Origin of the sequence: Dyella flava (genome assembly GCF_016904955.1) — a bacterium.
GTDB lineage: Bacteria > Pseudomonadota > Gammaproteobacteria > Xanthomonadales > Rhodanobacteraceae > Dyella_B > Dyella_B flava.
This window is the reverse complement of sequence record NZ_JADIKE010000030.1, coordinates 95,175-111,060: the sequence shown is the minus strand read 5'-3', so window position 1 is coordinate 111,060 and position 15,886 is coordinate 95,175. Positions and strand designations below refer to the sequence as shown.

The window sequence follows — 15,886 nt, the reverse complement described above, 5'->3', positions numbered from 1 at the left end:
CCATCCGGAATCACCTCGTGAAAAACATCGCCTACACCGTCGGCCTGATGCCGGACGTCGCCATACAGTCGCAACTGCATCTGGCCGGCACGCTGGATTGGGTGGGCATGAACGGTATCGAAGCGCCGGTGCATTTCGATGCAGGCGATGGCGCAGTACAGCGTAGCCCTGCCCAGGTCGGCGCCTTCGTCAATCTCACCCGGCCGGACCGTCGTGGCATCCATATGTCGCGCCTGTACCTGCTGGTGGATCAGTACCTGAGCACCTGTACGGTCGACGCGGCGATGCTCGAAACCTTGTTGCGCGCCTTTCTGGTCTCGCACCAGGACCTGGCCGATCGCGCACGCATCAACATCCGCTTTCAGCACCTGGTGCGTCGCGGCGCGCTGCGCAGCGAACACAGCGGCTGGCGTACGTATCCGGTTTCGATCGAGGCCAACCTGGGTGCCGACGGCTTTCGCATCGAGCTGGGTACGGAAGTGGTGTACTCCTCCACCTGCCCTGCCTCGGCGGCGTTGTCGCGCCAGCTGATCCAGCAGCAGTTCACGCAGGATTTCGACGCCGGCCAGCCGCTGGATCACGCGGCGGTGCTGGCGTGGCTGGGCAGCGAGCAAGGCATCGTGGCGACGCCGCATGCGCAGCGCAGTGTGGCGCGGGTGCGGGTGCGCTTTGTCGACGGCGCACGGTTGAATCTGATCGGCCTGCTTGATCGGGTGGAGCACGCGCTGGGCACGCCGGTGCAGACGGCGGTGAAGCGTGAAGATGAGCAAGCTTTCGCGCTGGCCAATGGCGGCAACCTGATGTTCTGCGAAGATGCCGCGCGTCGCATCCAGCGTGTGCTCGATGCCGATGACAGCATTGCCGGCTTCCATGTGCGTTTGGAGCATCAGGAGAGCCTGCATCCTCATGACGCGGTGGCATATGTGAGCAAGGGTGACTTCGCCGCTGCGTGAAGTGGTTACTGGCGGGGATTCGGAGCAGCATGGGCGAACACCGCAAGGATGCTCTGACTTGCGTGGCCGGCATCTCCGCACCTCTTGGCCGTCATCCCCGCGAACGCGGGGATCCATGCTGCTTTAAGAGCCAGAGCAAAATGGGTCCCCGCTTTCGTGGGGATGACGGCGGAGAAGCGTGAAGGTCACGGCGAGGGGGAAGACGAGAATGTAAGGCCGCCTCACACCTCCGCAAACGCCCTATTCCGCCGCCGTCGATACGCTTGATAAAACCCCGCCGTGTGATGCAACTGCGTTCCAGTCGCCAAATTCTCATCCGAAACAATTCGGCACAGAAAAAAGGTGTGCGAACCGATCTCCTGACTTTGCACGATGCGCAACTCCTGAATGCGCAAGGCTTCAGCCACGGCAGGAATACCAAACTGTTGCGATAGCCGCACCGGCAGCGACAGTGCACTCCAGTCCATGAGCGCCTGCTTGTGATGCTCGCTAAGCTTGTACACCACCGACTTCATTGCGGCTGGGACACTCGACAGCACCACTCGGCGCACATCGCGCATCACCGGCTGGGACACGTTGGTGCTGCGTAGCGCGAGCGAAAACAGCCCGCTTCGTCCCAGCGGCCCAATCAAATCCATCGGGAAGATATTCTGGTGATCGGGTGCGCCGACCGAGACGAGCACGACCGGCCGTGGACACAGATAGGCAATCATCAGCTGCTGTACTGCGGCCGGCTCCATCGCCAGATGGTGCGGCGCGCGGCTTTTCAGCATGAGCCGATTCTGCAGCCATGCATTCCACGCGCGGCGCGGCCAGTGCAGGCAGCGATGTTGACCTGCCGCAATGCGATAAAGGAAAAGTGGCGTTCCTTCCACCGCGATGAAGGTCGCCCGCACCAGGCGCAATACGCCGAGCGTTGTTCCCGTCACGCTGTCGCAGTATTCGAGCACGGCGTGGTGACCGGCATCGACACTGGTGGCGATCAGCAGCGGCTTGAGCGACGCCACGGTGTGGTCCTGCGTGACATCGGCTGACTTGCCGTCCCAATGCAGGGTGGCGGTAACCCCTTGCGACGACGGCGCGATCGCAACGGTGGACCATTGCGGCAGCGGGCGCACGATCGGCCTGACCCAATCCCTCCACATCTCAGACCCTCCGCAAGAGCAGGAACATATAAAGCTGGGTGGCCCAGCCAAAACCGCTCGGCGTGAGGCGTTCCAGCCGGAAGTGCGGCGCGGCGGCCTGCGCTACCACGCGCGGCACAAAACGATGGATACCGCTTTCGCTGGTGATGGCGTAACGGCCACGCCGCACGAGATTCACCAGGTTATGGCGCCACCAGCCATAGCGTGCGTCACCGAGGTAAAAGGGATTGAGCATGCAGGCGAGTACAAAACCGCCTTGCTGGACCACCAGCGACAAGTCTTCAAACAGTGCGGTGTGATCGGCGAAATGGTTGAGCACGGCAAAGTTTGCCGTGACCGCCTGCACCTTGCAGTAGCGGGGCGAGGCAAGCTTGATCACGGTGTTGTTGGCGATTTCGTCGCAGCAATACAGCGCCAGGTAGTCGCGCATCGCCGCCATCGGTTCATAGACGAAGGTGGGATGGCCGTTAGCGGCATAGACTTTGGCATCGATACCGGTGCCCGCACCGAGATCGAGCACCTGCGCCCCTTCGGCAAGCAGGTTCAGTGCCATGTTCTGAAACCGTTCGCGCACCCGCCGATCGCGCGGCGAGGCCTGAATGATTGCGTGGTATTGCTCACCCGTATGCACGTCACCGACCACCTTGTGAATTCCTCCTGTAGGTGAGTGCGGGCCAGTTCTTAAAAGGTTGTTCAATGGACAGAACTGCATAGCGCGATGTCGCGTCTTACGCCTGGCGAGCCTTTCCTGGCACCGCCTTCGGATTGCCTGCACACCCAGTGCGGAATCGGCGTACCTTTGGACGATCGGCACATCGCCGAGCAGGGGGATCTGTGTGCAGTCTCACTCCTGTGGAGAAAGAACATGAGCTTGTTCAGCGCTTACGAGTACAGGAAACAACCGGGGTTCGACATGAACGCCTTCCATGGCGCGAATGAAGCCATCCCGATGAAGACGCTGGTGATCCACTGCTTTGACCCTCGGGCAGTCGAAATCCCAAAGGCCGTCGCCGAGTATTTTGGGGACGAGGTCTATCCGGGCGAAAACATTCTCGACGAAGCGGGCAATCGGATTGGCCACACACGGACACTATTTTCCGAGACCAACGCGGGTGGACGCGCCGCCTTCGCGCTGGAGTCGGTGGCGGCCATGGACTATCTATTCAGCGTCCAGAATGTCGTCGTGGTTCACCACTCGTTCTGCGGCACGACGACTCTGACGCCCGAGCTGCTGATCGGTGAGTTCCGTGATCACTATCACGCTGATATCGCGACGATGTTTGATCACGACAGCCTTGCCATCATGGATTACGAGGCGTCGCTCAAGCATGATGTCGCGTTGCTTCGCTCAAGCCCGGCGGTGCCCAAGCACGTCAAGCTTTATGGCTTCTTCTACGAAATCAGTACCGGCAAATTGACCGAGGTGGTGCGCGATATTCCTGCATAGATGTCGGTATAAGCGAGCGGGTCGAGCGGAGCTTGATGGTGATGCAGGAAGTGAGAGGCGGCGCGCAGCATCGTAGGTTGGGTAGGTTGGGTTAGCTCCGCGTAACCCAACGGAATTACATCGAAGCGATAACCATCGTTGGGTTACGCGGAGCTAACCCAACCTACCCAACCCACGCATCGCGTGCGTAGCGGTTTGTTGTTGCGAAAAAACGGCACATTGTTTCCCGCCAACGTGCCGGAAATAGCGCACTGTCCTCTTCCCAGCGAGCCAGCATGGCCGCCCTCATACGTACACGCGTAATCCACCCTACGCCGGGGTGTGCGTGTCGACGAGGTGATGCAGGAAGTGAGGCGCGGCGCGCAGGCCGGGACGACGGAAAACGGAACATCTGAACCCGGCCCTGTTCTTGAAGCCTTTTGCGGAGCCTTAATTTCGCCGGATTTGCCAGCACCATATATTTCGACTATTCTGGAAATATGAAATCAAAGATCGCCCTTGAGTGCCTCAGCGCCCTAGCCCACGAACACCGCCTCAATCTGTTCCGCTTGCTGGTGCAAGCCGGCGATGAAGGCATGGCGGTGGGTGAATTGGTCGAAGCCACCGGACTGGCCGGAGCGACGCTGACCAATCATCTGAACATCCTGCGTCGCGCCGGCATGGTCACGGATGAGCGACGTGGCCGGGTGATCCAGTGCCGCGCCGATTACACGCAAATGGATGCCCTGCTCGGCTTTCTCACCGAGAACTGCTGTACCGGTTCACCCGGCAAAAACTGCAAGCCGGCTTCCTCCTGCAAGCCCACCCGGAAAACGCCATGAAACGCTTCCATGTGCACCTGAATGTCGACCAGCTCGACGACAGTATCTGCTTCTACACCACGCTGTTCGGCGTCGCGCCCGACGTGGTCAATCCCGACTATGCGAAGTGGATGCTGGACGATCCACGCGTGAATTTCGCCATCTCGCAACGCGGTCGTCCTGCCGGCGTCGATCACCTCGGCGTGCAGGCGGACGATGAACGTGAACTCGCGGTCATCGGTGCGCGGCTGCACGCGGCCGGCGCCGTGGCGCTCGCCGAAAAGGGCACGACCTGTTGTTATGCGCAGTCCGACAAGTTTTGGGCGGAAGATCCGCAAGGCGTGCACTGGGAAACCTTCCATACCTTCGGTGAAGCAACGACGTATACGAAAGTGAGCTCGGAGGCTGCCGCACCGGCGAATAGCTGCTGTGGTCCTGGTGCGGCCGGAGCGTGCTGCTGATATGCACACTCAACCGTACAACGTTCTGTTTCTCTGCACCGGCAATTCCGCGCGCAGCGTGATGGCCGAAGCGCTGCTCAATGTGCTGGGCAAGGGGCGATTCAAAGCCTATAGCGCGGGCAGCTTTCCCAGCGGCCAGGTGCAACCGATCGCGGCCGAACTGGCCCGGGAAGCGGGCTATCACGAAGCGTTGCGCAGCAAGAGCTGGGACGAATTCGCGACGCCCGGTGCGCCGCACATGGATTTCATCATCACCGTCTGCGACAACGCCGCGGGCGAAGTCTGCCCGATCTGGCCCGGTCTACCGATCACCGCGCATTGGGGTGTCCCCGATCCGGCTGCCGTGACGGAATCGGAAGCCGCGCGGCGGCATGCTTTTCAGTCAGCGTGGGCGACGTTGCGTCAACGCGTCGAACTATTGGTTTCGCTTCCGGTGGAAAAGCTGGATCGCATCGCCATCCAGGGCGAGCTGCGCGGTATCGGTCAGCAGGGACAACATGAACGCTGAGTTGGTTGTAGCAGCGCCTGCATCGGGCATGGGTTTGTTCGCGCGCTACCTGACGCTGTGGGTGGCTTTGTGCATCGTGGCGGGGATCGTTCTCGGGCATGCATTTCCCGCGCTGTTCCAGACCTTGGCGAGCGTGGCGATTCAACAGATCAATCTGCCGGTCGCGGGCCTGGTGTGGCTGATGATCGTGCCGATGCTGCTCAAGGTGGACTTCGCGCAACTTGCCGGCGTACGCCGGCAAGTACGCGGCATCGGCATCACGCTGCTGGTGAACTGGGCCATCAAGCCGTTCACGATGGCCTTCCTGGGTTGGCTGTTTGTAAGGCATGTCTTCGGGACCTGGCTGCCGGCCGAAGAACATGATGCCTATATCGCCGGCCTGATCCTGTTGGCGGCGGCGCCCTGTACGGCGATGGTGTTCGTGTGGTCGCGGCTGTGCGATGGCGAACCCAACTTTACGCTGGCCCAGGTGGCGCTCAATGACACGATCATGGTGGTGGCCTTTGCGCCCATCGTGGCCTTGCTGCTGGGGGTGGCATCGATCACGGTGCCGTGGGCCACGTTGCTGCTGTCGGTGCTGCTGTACATCGTGGTGCCGGTAGTGCTTGCGCAGGTTTGGCGAAGCGCCTTGCTGCGTTCGGGTGGTCAGGCACGATTGGATCGCAGCTTGCAGAGGCTCGATCCGTGGTCGATGGGAGCACTGCTGGCAACTTTGGTATTGCTGTTCGGCTTCCAGGGCGAGGCGATCGTGGCCAAGCCGCTGGTGATTGCGCTGCTGGCGGTGCCGATCATCGTGCAGGTGTATCTCAATGCGGGAATCGCTTATGGCTTGAGCCGCTGGGCCAAGGTGCCGCATTGCGTGGCCGGCCCCGCTGCATTGATCGGGGCCAGCAATTTTTTTGAACTGGCCGTGGCCACGGCGATCAGCCTGTTCGGCCTACGCTCCGGCGCCGCACTCGCCACCGTGGTCGGTGTGCTGGTGGAAGTACCGGTGATGCTCTCTGTCGTTCACGTGGTGCGTCATTCAAAGCCATGGTTCGAACATCGGTATGAGCCGATAAACCAGCGCGATCCGACCATGTGAGATCGCGCATCGGCAACCGCTTGCTGCTCTCAGCTCTTCCGATCTTCAATCGACACGATCTGCTGCCGGCGGATGCGCGGAGCTACCACACTGGCTTCGCGCTTCAGATCTTGCTGGAACAGATAGAACGATACGGCGAGGTAAAGGATGTCTTTCATCAGGAAGGCGACCGGCAGATGCATCAGCGGAAAACCACCGGCTTCGGTTGCCCACGCATCCGGCAGGAACGGGATGATGGTGACGGTGCCGATAAAGGTGACGATGGAACCGAGCGCTCCCAGGATGCCCGCCCTGCGGCTCCAGAATCCAAGGAAAATCAGCGAGCCGAACAGCCATTCGGTGGTGCCAAGGAAGAAACCCGCACCGCGCAGGCCAAAGGCTGGAATCAGCCAGAAGACTACGGGGCTATGCTGGATAAGCGGTTCGATCTGGTGAACCTCGAAATTGAACCACTTTTGATAACCGAAGATCAGGAACGTAAAGACCATCGCCGCGCGAACGATGTGATAGCCGACGTTGCCGCGAAGCAACGATGTGTTCGAGAGACGAACAACGGCTTCGTCCAACAGTCCAGCGGCTTCGGGTTTTGCTTGCGTTGCGGCGAGCCGAGTGGGGCCGGCCTTTTGTAGATTGACGTTGCTCATGGTTGAGTACCTCAGATGAAATTCGGGAACGATCACAGGGAGAGGGAGCGCTGCGATGTTTGCGCTCCCCTCTCGGGCTAACGCACTTACTTCACCAGCGGAAAGTCGATGTCCGTGTCGTTGATGCGATTGAACACGTTGGTGAAGACGGTGATCGCAATGGCCAGGCTGATATCCGCCAGTTGTACGTCGGTGTAGCCGGCGCGCTTGATCGCGTCGAACTCTTCCTTGGCGATCGTGCCGCTGGTCTGGGTCAGGATGCGGACGAAGTGAGCAAGCGCATCACGCTTTGCATCACCGGTCGGCTGTCCGGCGCGGATGTTGGCCAATACGTCGGGCTTGAGGCCGGTCATCTTGCCGAGCAGCGAGTGTGCGGCGACACAGTAGTCGCAACCGCCGACGACGCTGACGATCACCTTGATGGTTTCCTGATCCTGCTTGCTCAGGCTGCCGGCGGCCAACACGCCGTCGGCGTTCAGCACGGCCTTCAGTGCGGTCGGATTCAGTGCGCCGATGGCGGCGAAGGTATTGGGCACACTGCCTGCGGCCTTGCGGATCTGCTCGAAGACTTCGGCGGTGGCGCCAGTGGCCGCTTCGACGGCCGGGGTGGTAATGCGTGACATGGGTGACTCCAGGGTTGTGTTGAGGTGGAGTCACTTTAGGATTCTGGGGTGATTCTTTTAATACTAAGAAATCTTGCTTTTATGCTTGAAAGTATCATCAAGCAATGACGCCCGTGGAGAGCCCGGGGAAGCGCCCGCGTCACTGAACCCGCTCACTTTTTGAGTGGCGGGTGGTGTGGCCAATGCTTTGCCTCCACGGGCAAAACCCGGCGGCACGGAGAGAAGCCCGCCACGCGCTCAACCCACGTGGGCATCCCCGAAGAGCGATGACGAGATGGCGCCGGTCAGGCCACTTACCAAACAGGATTCCGTCGAGAAGCGTTCGCTTCAGTAGGAACCGATGGGTCCTGATGCAAATTTTTGAAATGCTCGCGATCGAGCACAAATTGCGCGGTCGCCGCTTCGATCTCAAGCAGTCCCAAGGGTGGAATGTTGATGTCCCATTCGATCAACGTCGGCCGTTGACCCAACGCCGCGACGGTCTGCTCGAACAATCGCCACACTTGTGGCGCAACGGGAGATCCGTGATCACTCACATAAACCCTGGCGCCTGACTGTGCCGTGTAAACAGAGTGTCCGGAAAGGTGGATTTCGAGAATGGATCCCGCCGGGATGCAAGCCAGATAGTGCGCAAGCGTTTTCGCGGGGGCCTGCCCCCTGTTTCGCGCATTGACGTAGATGTTATTGATATCGAGCAGGACGCCACATCCGGTCCGGCGAACAAGCTCTGCCAGGAATTGCGGCTCGGACGCCGAAGATTCCGAGGCATTCAAGCACATCGGAGGGTTTTCCAGCAGCAGCTGATTTCCCAGGATGTCCTGGCATCGCGTGATATCGGCCGCGACAACGTCGAGCGCGCGCTTGATATTCGAAAGTCGAGCCAGGTTCGGTCCATGCAGCCCGCCGAACTGATTGCCTGACAAGTGAGCCGATATCAACGTCGGCCTGAAGCGGTCGATGAGCCCCGACAGCGCCGAAAGGTAAGATGGATTCAGTCCCGCCGACGACCCCAGTGATAGCCCTTCACAGTGAAAGGAAAGCGCGTACTCCTGGCGAATTTTTTCCAGATCATCGGATAGCGCACCGCGATCCAGGTAGCTTTCGGGATGGACTTCGAGCCATGCGCCAGCGCTCCGTCGCTCGATGATCTGTTGATGGTGCAAGGTGCGGAGGCCTATCCCCGCTTGCGTAGGGATAGGCCTCTCGCTGAACGTACCGCTTCTGCGGGGATAGGGGGGTTCAGAGAGCGGCACATTCGTAACTGGCTTCTTCGGCTGGAGCGTCCTTATCGGTGACATCTCTGTTCCTTCCATCTGGTGTTGCCGGAAAGGGACGCTCAAGCTGCCGAAATCGTTCGTTGCGCTGAACCATTTCGTCATTGAGTTCATGACGCCGCCGCACGCTTCGACGCATCGGCTTATCGTCACGCGTGACAGGCGTGGGCTTATTCGACGTGATTCAGCTTACGCAATGGCAGCTCCCGGCTCTTGAACAAAGACGGCGCCATTGTGCGAAATGTGCGAATGGGCGCGAACGCCCTCACTCAACCGGTGGCATTCCCCGTGCAAAAAGCCGAGGAATGTCCGGAAATTACGGCCGGAATCGACCCGTACCGCGATAACGCTATTCCACAGCCATCAGCTGCCGCTGTACCGGCTCAGCACCGGGAGCAAGTCTTCCGGCTCGGGGCGTTGCGTGTAATCGGGATTGACCTCCGCGTACACGATGGTGCCATCAGGGGCGATCACATAGCGCGCCGGAATCGGAAGTGTCCAGCTGTCGTCGCCATTGAAGGCTGGAAGATTGTTTTTCTTCTGCTTGTAGAGTTCGACGAGGTAATCCGGCAGCGCATAGCGCAGACCGAAACTGTCAGCCACCTGATTGTTCGGATCGCTGAGAATGGGGAAGGTGAGCTGATTGATGCGCTCCGACTTCTGGCTGTTAACCGCCAGCTGTGGCGAAATCGCCACAAGGTTCGCGCCGGCTTGTTGAATCATCGGCAGCGCGGCCTGCAGCGCCTGCAACTCGAGATTGCAGTACGGGCACCACACGCCGCGATAAAAGCTCACGACCAGGGGCCCCTTGGCCAGCAGCTCCCGGGAAGAAACCGCGTGACCGTGGCGATCTTGCAACACAAAAGAAGCTGCCTTGTCACCCACCTTGGCTGCCCGGGTGGTCTGGCCCGAAGCAATCAGCTCGTCGGTGGCACGGTCCATGATGGTAAGCATCTCGGGCGGTGTGTTGTACGGCGGCTTGCCTGCGCGGAAATCCGCTTTGAAAGCGTCTAGGGCTGCTTGAAGAGACATGGTGGTTTAGCGCTCTTGTGGGTTGACGCTATGGTCTACACAAGCCGCACTTGGGAGAACCCACGGGGTACACATAGCTCTCATTCCTCGCAGGAATTCATGCGCCCGGTGATGTATTTGCGACCGGGGAGCTTTGCACTCCCCGGCCCTCAGCGCGATCCAGGCTCAAGCCCTGTCGGCCTCGCAGGCCAGCGCGCCAACCACGTCTTCTTTCAATGGGTACATCAATACCGCCCGCAGTACCAGGCCCTTCATCAGGAACGGCACGTTGCCCACCATCGCCGGAAAGCCACCGGCCGAATTTGCTAGCATCTTTTCATCCAGCGAAAAGACGGATACGCCCATGCAAGACGAAGTCAGCGATCTTCGCCTCCTGGTGCACCTGGCGGCGGCCGGCAGCCTTTCCGAAGCGGCAAGGCGCTGGAACACCTCGACGCCCCAGATGAGCCGTCGCCTTTCCGCCATGGAGGCAAGGCTGGGCGTAAGGCTGATCAGCCGAACCTCACGCCGCTTCACGCTCACCGATGAAGGCGCCTTGCTGCACGAGCGGGCCTTGAAAATCCTGGTGGATATTGCCGAAGCGGAAGCCGAAGCCTCTTCCAATGCAGGCTCTCCCAAAGGCGGCCTGCGGATAGGTGCGCCTTCGCAGATCGGACGCCGGCGTATCGCTTCGATGATCACCCATTTCGCTGATAAATATCCGGATATCAATATTCACCTGGTGATTTCCGACTCGGGTCAGGAAGTGCTCGAAGACGAACTGGATATCGCGATACGGATCGGCATGCCCAATGAGCAGAATGTCATCGCCAGGAAGTTGCTGGGCGGCCGACGCGTGGTGTGCGCCACACCCGACTATCTGAAACGGCACGGCACGCCGCAGGTTCCGGAAGATTTGCTCGCGCACAACTGCATCCGGTTGGTACGCGGCCGCCACATGTTTGACCGGTGGATTTTCGAGGAAGACGGTCAACGGCGCGAGCTGCAAGTCAGCGGCACCTTGTCGACCACCAGCGGCGAGGTGATGTACGGCTGGGTTTTGGACGGCCGCGGCATCGCACTGAAGGCCAGCTGGGACATCAAGGAAGATCTGCGTGATGGCCGCCTGGTGGAATGCCTGGCGCCTTACGAGTGCGACGAGATAGCGCTATACGCCGTTTTCGCCACCCGGCTGCATATGCCGCCGCGCATGCGCGTCTTCATCGACTTCATCGCCGCAGCCTTGAACGGGGGCTAAGACTGCTACGGCGTGGTTCGGCACCTTAGAAAAACCACTGAAAACGAACATTAGTGCTGAAGCCTTCGGGTCGATTCTGGGCTCCAAACTCCTTGTAGGCGGCAAACAGCAGATTCCATCGTCCCCCGCTCCAGCGCGTCACCGGCCCGAGGGCGTTGACGCGTTGAAGCGAACCCGGGACAGCCGCTCCATCCACGGTCGAATCCGAAATCTGGCGCAACATGTATCCGCCGATGCCAAGCCGGGCTTGCGGCGTCACCGCATACGACGCGGATGCATTGAGCACCATGAAGTTTCCGGCGCGCAGCCGCGCGGGCACGTCATCCGCGTTAAGACCATTCACCGGGCTGCTCCAGTCATCGATGAATCGGCTGCTCACTTCCCACTTGTCTGTCACGCGCCAGGTCGCGGCGACATACGGGGAAACCTGCCATCCACCGTAACCGGCGTTGACCGCCTCGTTTGCTCGATAGTCACCCGTTGGCATGGTGAACTGAATCGCCGCGCGAACGGAAATCGATCCCTTGCCGGGGTTTTGCGGCATCCACTGCAGAAAGGGCGCAATGGTGATATCTCCCGCGCCGGTATCGGAACCGGTCCCCGGCACTGCAAAATTATTTTGCACATGTGCAAAAGGAATCAGCACCTCAACACCCGGATAGGCGCCGGCGATTTGCGTGTTCGCGATATACACCGGATGCAGAATCAACGAAGAGATCTGCTGGTGATTCCTTCCGTTGACGCTATTTCCCGATGCATCCTTGAGGGTATTGGCCGCTGCCCCGTAGCCGATCACCTCGAACATGGCTCCTGGCCCGGCTTCACCATCAAGGATATTGGTCTCGCCAAGATCCGCTGCGGGAAGTGCTATGGGCGTTGCTGCCCGGGCTGGCGGCGAACCGATTGCAGCCGCCGCGACCATGGTCATCGCTACAGCACTCAGGCTGCGAGCGGAAAAGCGGTCGCGGCCGGCGTAAAGCGCTACGCGCGGAAATATTTTCGATGCGAACATGCTGGCGTGATCTTGAGACGAGGTTATTGGCGGCGCGCAACGCCCATCCCATCAGCACGTGCTGCGAGCACCACGCCGAACAAGCCCACCTTGGCGATAAGCGGCAGCTACGGGAATCTGACCTTGAGCGTTGCGTACAGGACGCCTGCGCCAGCGGCAAGCGATAGGGGACATGCATTCATGGCGTGCGTCCAGCGAAAAATGCTATCTCGCACGACACGCAGTCTGTAGACGCCGATTCACAAAGCTACTTTACGATTTTTGCAAAGATCGAGTTCAAGGCGATCAACGACACTTGGTGATGGATAGGGAATCCCCGGTCAACCTGCACGAATGCTTGAATAACGCGAGCCAGGCCACGACATGTGGACGGACCAAAGATCATCGCGACACGCTACGTGGTTGTGACGAGAACAGCGTGTCCATGGAGGGAAACAGTGATATGACAAACTCATTCGGAGCGACGTCCACCGCAGACGACGTTCTTTCAGGCAAAGATCTCCGCGGAAAGCGCGTGCTCATCACCGGCGTTTCAGCCGGCCTTGGAGTGGAGACGGCGCGTGTCCTGGTAGCCCATGGGGCCTATGTAGTCGGGACCGCACGCACTCCCTTCGAAGCGGAGCAGGCAGAGGCTGGCATTCAACCGCACGCATCGCGTGGTGGCGGGTTGACGCTGATCAACCTGGATCTCGCCTCGCTCGAAAGTGTGCGCCGTTGCGCCGATGCGTTGATTGCGGAGGCACAGCCCTTCGATGTGGTGATCGCCAATGCCGGCGCGGTCCAGGCGCCGTTCGGACACACCACCGATGGCTTTGAGACACAGTTCGGAATAAATCATCTCGGGCATTTTGTCCTGGTGAATCGCATCGCCTCTTTGATCGCGCCCGGCGGGCGGCTGGTGGTCGTTGCATCGATTGGCCATCGCGCCTCCGATGTCGATCTCGACAATCCGAATTTCGAGCGCCAGCCCTACGACCCGATGATCGCCTATGCCCGCTCCAAGACCGCCAACATCCTGTTCGCGGTGGAGTTCGATCGCCGTCATCGCACGCGTGGGGTACGCGCAACAGCGCTGCATCCGGGCGTCATCAAGTCCAAGCTCGAGCAGCGCATGAGTCCTGAAGAACTGGACAAGGCGCTGGAACAGATCAACACGCAGTTGGCCGCCGAGGGGCGCGCGCCCTTCCAATACCGGACAATCTCCCACCGCGCCGCGACCTCGGTCTGGGCCGCTTTCGTTGCCCGCGCCGACGAGATCGGCGGCCGCTTCTGCGAGGACTGCCAGGTGTCGCCGGTCGTGAATCTACCAGTCAACTCGATGAGTCCTGGTGTCATGCCTTACGCCGTCGATCCGGAGCGCGCCGGGGTGCTTTGGGCCAGGAGCGAGGAGATGGTCGGCGAGCGCTTCTGATTCACCGTCGCGCCCAGAAGGCATTGCCAGAATGATCGTTACTTCTTGGCCGATAGCTTTTGCGTTTCAGCCACGAGCGACATGATCTGGGCATCGGTCAGTAGCTTTAATTCGGCATAAGCTGCATCCGTCAGGTGCTTGTCCCCCGTCCCTTCTCCGCGCAGGTTGTATCCGCCATCGGAGCGGTAGAAGAAAAAGTAAAAGGGTGTCGCGGGACTATTGGGTGCGGTAACGATGACCACCGACATGTGGTCGTCGCAGCTATACACCAGCCAGGGTGTATTTCCGTATTGTTTGGTTATCGGACCGACAAGGCACTGGAGGTTTGGAGGCTGAGAAGCCTCCGCGCCTTGGACAAACACCGCTGAGCATACGAGTGACAACACCAACAGCCACGCATGTGGTTTCATACAAGCTGCGCTCCTTCTCCGCCCCAAAAATAGCATTTACAAATGCAACTGAATAAGGCTTGCTTCGGATCGAAAGTTGACGCCACTCACTCGCTCAACAAATGAAAAATGACTGAAGCACACACCCCGCATCGATCACCATTCTCTAGCCACACGGATCAATACATCGACACATGTTTGTCGATCTGGAAGCCACAGCATTTGCACGGCAACGTCCGATCGGGATGTCGAAACAAGCTCTTCACGGAGTGATAAGGCTTCCTGCATTGTGGGCACGGCGAACGCAGAAAAGGTAATGCAAGAGGCACAAAGATTAGAGGTGCCGCTACGCGCATCGCCCAACGTACTGCATCGGGCAGATCCTCCATACGCGCTGACATATATAGACAGCCCATGGCAGCTACGAAACCGCCTACCGCCAAATTCCTTTTCTGCTTCATGCTTTCAAGAGCTGCGCGTAGCCGGCGACGCTCTTGCGCCGGGTCAAGATTCGTATCGCTCATTCCATTTCCCCCTCGTTTCCCGGGTTAGTTTGGGCGGGCGTGCTCATGCTCGTCAAGGATGCCTCCAAGGGAGATAAATTCGACATACAAAAAAGGGACGGAGTACTTTTCCAAATTGGAAACTGACTCTGAACCTTCTTTCTTTAGCCGGGAATGCAGGTCACCCAAGCATTGCGCGGTTACAAAACAGGAGTATCCCTCTCCTTGGCCGCACGCAGCGGAAACAGAAAGGACGCGGCAGTCAGGCCCAATACACCGCCCAAAACCGTCTCCCACGCTCTTGCAAACAGGACGGACGTCGAATGTTCACCGGAAACAGCAAGCGTCACCATCAGCACGAATGCGAATGCACCGCAGGCGACGTCGTAACGCTCAGGCAGCGCCATCGCGTAAATAATCATGGCGAGCGAGGCGGCACCCCACAGCAACAACGGCACATTGGCCGCAAGCGGAAGGCACACCAATCCAAGCGGCACTCCGATAAGCGTGCCGATGATGCGGCGCCGGACACGCTCCATCGTGCCGCTGGAGGTGCCGGCAATGACATAGACGCACGCCGTGATCGCCCATTCCGATTCGAGCAGTCCGAACGTGCCGTTCAAGATCACCACGACGAGCGCAGCCACGGCGGCCTGAAGTCCCATGACGATCTCGGCCGTCAAGGTGCGATAACGCGGCGCCATCACCGACACCAGCGGCGATTGAAGTATCGGCTGTTCGGCCGGCCCGCTGAGCAAGCGAGGTACCACGGATGAAACGATGGCAATGCACATCGCGATGCCAATGGCTTGCATATCCATCGGCGTGAGTTTTCCGCCGTATGCCAACAGCTGTCCGATATAGATCTGCGAGCCGATGCCCGCACCGGTGATGCCGTAGCGTTTGAGGTATCCCGCCATAAATGCGCCCACGACCAGAATGATTTCCGGCCACGCATGCCCGTAGGGCTGCAACCACGGTGCGCATAACGCATAACTCGACGCGCCCACGGCGGCCGCGATGCAGAGAACGGTCAGATCGCGACTCGATGTGTAACGCGTGGAGCGCGCTTCAGACACGCTGGCCCACAGGGCGAAATTTCCGGCGAGCGCACCGAGTGTCAGCGTCGATGGAATGTCGCCGGAAACATCCCTGAGCGCGCCAAGCGCCAGCGCGATGCCGTAAGCGGTGACCAGCCGAAGACCCTTGATACGGCGATGCGTGCCTGGATCGATGCGATCCAGCCATGTTTCCAGCTTCGCCATGATCGTCCGCATAACAACCTCGCCAGATTGAGCGTGTGATGCTGTCGGGTGCGCTGAAGCCTAGAACCGAAAGACCTTTCCCCTGCCTGGCCGGAATC

Annotated in this window: 18 protein-coding genes; 8 read left to right on the top strand and 10 right to left on the bottom strand. The window is 59.8% G+C overall.

The window, feature by feature from the left end; translation table 11 throughout:
• The first annotated feature begins 47 nt into the window (after window positions 1-47).
• The gene (gene folE2, locus ISP19_RS06310; protein WP_204680569.1) at window positions 48-953 is read left to right on the top strand and encodes a GTP cyclohydrolase FolE2; all 906 of its coding nucleotides are present in this window, start codon (window positions 48-50) and stop codon (window positions 951-953) included.
• 221 nt (window positions 954-1,174) lie between these two features.
• Here folE2 and ISP19_RS06305 read toward each other — a convergent pair whose 3' ends face one another.
• Both ISP19_RS06305 and ISP19_RS06300 read right to left on the bottom strand, forming a co-directional pair.
• Window positions 1,175-1,960, bottom strand: a complete 786-nt coding sequence (locus ISP19_RS06305) for a flavin reductase (protein ID WP_284384705.1) — start codon at window positions 1,958-1,960, stop codon at window positions 1,175-1,177.
• 139 nt (window positions 1,961-2,099) lie between these two features.
• Window positions 2,100-2,741 carry a methyltransferase domain-containing protein gene (locus tag ISP19_RS06300; protein ID WP_284384704.1) on the bottom strand — a complete coding sequence of 214 codons (642 nt, stop codon included), beginning with the start codon at window positions 2,739-2,741 and terminating at the stop codon, window positions 2,100-2,102.
• Between the two features lie 222 nt (window positions 2,742-2,963).
• Between ISP19_RS06300 and ISP19_RS06295 the strand changes: the two genes are divergently transcribed.
• The 5 genes from ISP19_RS06295 (at window position 2,964) to arsB (ending at window position 6,398) form a co-directional block, all read left to right on the top strand.
• On the top strand, window positions 2,964-3,545 hold the full coding sequence (locus ISP19_RS06295) for a carbonic anhydrase (RefSeq protein WP_204680509.1): 582 nt from the start codon (window positions 2,964-2,966) through the stop codon (window positions 3,543-3,545).
• Window positions 3,546-4,024: 479 nt separating this feature from the next.
• Window positions 4,025-4,366, top strand: a complete 342-nt coding sequence (locus tag ISP19_RS06290; protein ID WP_204680508.1) for an ArsR/SmtB family transcription factor — start codon at window positions 4,025-4,027, stop codon at window positions 4,364-4,366.
• Window positions 4,363-4,806, top strand: coding sequence for an ArsI/CadI family heavy metal resistance metalloenzyme (locus ISP19_RS06285; RefSeq protein WP_204680507.1), 444 nt, complete (start codon window positions 4,363-4,365; stop codon window positions 4,804-4,806). Before ISP19_RS06290 ends, ISP19_RS06285 begins: the two co-directional genes overlap by 4 nt.
• A gap of 1 nt (window position 4,807) precedes the next feature.
• Entirely contained in the window at window positions 4,808-5,314 is a 507-nt protein-coding gene (locus tag ISP19_RS06280; RefSeq protein WP_204680506.1) for an arsenate reductase ArsC, read from the top strand.
• Window positions 5,304-6,398 (top strand): ACR3 family arsenite efflux transporter, encoded by a 1,095-nt coding sequence (gene arsB / locus ISP19_RS06275; RefSeq protein ID WP_204680505.1) that lies wholly within the window; start codon window positions 5,304-5,306, stop codon window positions 6,396-6,398. The genes ISP19_RS06280 and arsB overlap by 11 nt, the downstream gene beginning before the upstream one ends.
• Window positions 6,399-6,427: 29 nt before the next feature.
• On the opposite strand, the gene ISP19_RS06270 is transcribed toward arsB, so the two are convergent.
• From ISP19_RS06270 to ISP19_RS06250, 5 genes are all read right to left on the bottom strand, one after another.
• On the bottom strand, window positions 6,428-7,042 hold the full coding sequence (locus tag ISP19_RS06270) for a YkgB family protein (protein WP_204680504.1): 615 nt from the start codon (window positions 7,040-7,042) through the stop codon (window positions 6,428-6,430).
• 86 nt (window positions 7,043-7,128) lie between these two features.
• The gene (locus ISP19_RS06265) at window positions 7,129-7,665 is read right to left on the bottom strand and encodes a carboxymuconolactone decarboxylase family protein (protein WP_204680503.1); all 537 of its coding nucleotides are present in this window, start codon (window positions 7,663-7,665) and stop codon (window positions 7,129-7,131) included.
• A gap of 293 nt (window positions 7,666-7,958) precedes the next feature.
• A complete protein-coding gene (locus ISP19_RS06260; RefSeq protein WP_204680502.1) occupies window positions 7,959-9,053 on the bottom strand; it encodes an MbnB/TglH/ChrH family RiPP precursor modification enzyme in 1,095 nt (364 codons plus the stop codon).
• Window positions 9,054-9,302: 249 nt separating this feature from the next.
• On the bottom strand, window positions 9,303-9,971 hold the full coding sequence (locus tag ISP19_RS06255) for a peroxiredoxin-like family protein (protein WP_204680501.1): 669 nt from the start codon (window positions 9,969-9,971) through the stop codon (window positions 9,303-9,305).
• 165 nt (window positions 9,972-10,136) lie between these two features.
• On the bottom strand, window positions 10,137-10,283 hold the full coding sequence (locus ISP19_RS06250) for a hypothetical protein (protein WP_204680500.1): 147 nt from the start codon (window positions 10,281-10,283) through the stop codon (window positions 10,137-10,139).
• A 31-nt stretch (window positions 10,284-10,314) separates the two neighbouring features.
• Between ISP19_RS06250 and ISP19_RS06245 the strand changes: the two genes are divergently transcribed.
• On the top strand, window positions 10,315-11,208 hold the full coding sequence (locus ISP19_RS06245; RefSeq protein WP_204680499.1) for a LysR family transcriptional regulator: 894 nt from the start codon (window positions 10,315-10,317) through the stop codon (window positions 11,206-11,208).
• 25 nt (window positions 11,209-11,233) lie between these two features.
• On the opposite strand, the gene ISP19_RS06240 is transcribed toward ISP19_RS06245, so the two are convergent.
• Window positions 11,234-12,136, bottom strand: coding sequence for a SphA family protein (locus ISP19_RS06240; protein ID WP_204680498.1), 903 nt, complete (start codon window positions 12,134-12,136; stop codon window positions 11,234-11,236).
• A gap of 385 nt (window positions 12,137-12,521) precedes the next feature.
• On the opposite strand from ISP19_RS06240, the gene ISP19_RS06235 reads away from it, so the two are divergent.
• Window positions 12,522-13,631 (top strand): SDR family NAD(P)-dependent oxidoreductase, encoded by a 1,110-nt coding sequence (locus tag ISP19_RS06235; protein WP_204680497.1) that lies wholly within the window; start codon window positions 12,522-12,524, stop codon window positions 13,629-13,631.
• A 38-nt stretch (window positions 13,632-13,669) separates the two neighbouring features.
• Here the strand turns inward: ISP19_RS06235 and ISP19_RS06230 are convergent, their stop codons facing one another.
• Both ISP19_RS06230 and ISP19_RS06225 read right to left on the bottom strand, forming a co-directional pair.
• Window positions 13,670-14,041, bottom strand: coding sequence for a hypothetical protein (locus tag ISP19_RS06230; protein WP_204680496.1), 372 nt, complete (start codon window positions 14,039-14,041; stop codon window positions 13,670-13,672).
• 682 nt (window positions 14,042-14,723) lie between these two features.
• Entirely contained in the window at window positions 14,724-15,800 is a 1,077-nt protein-coding gene (locus ISP19_RS06225; protein WP_204680495.1) for an FUSC family protein, read from the bottom strand.
• Window positions 15,801-15,886: the final 86 nt, after the last annotated feature.